Below are 239 nucleotides of genomic sequence, written 5' to 3'. Positions count from 1 at the left end.
CACGCGAATGGAAGAAGTCCTCCTCACTCACCTCCTTGGCTACGGTGTGGTGCCGGATGAAGACGACGTCGATGCGCTCGTAGTTCCGCTTCAGAAACAGGTACAGCAGCATGAAGAAGCGCTTGGCGAGATCCTTGCGCTGTTCATCCATCGAGCCCGATACATCCATCACGCAGAACATCACCGCCTGCGCCTGCGGGCGCTTGCGTTGCACGCGATTGTTGTAGCGCAGGTCGAGC

The 239-nt window shown here is 58.6% G+C and carries 1 protein-coding gene; it reads right to left on the bottom strand.

From position 1 onward, the window contains the following. Nucleotides 1-239, bottom strand: a 239-nt coding sequence (locus RVY79_RS21405) for a DUF444 family protein (RefSeq protein WP_317466639.1), incomplete at both ends; no start/stop codon positions are given.

It is taken from the genome of Chromohalobacter sp. HP20-39, assembly GCF_033052815.1.
In the GTDB taxonomy this organism is placed as follows: Bacteria; Pseudomonadota; Gammaproteobacteria; order Pseudomonadales; family Halomonadaceae; genus Chromohalobacter.
The sequence above is the reverse complement of the archived record's forward strand: the minus strand, read 5'-3'. Positions and strand labels throughout refer to the sequence as shown.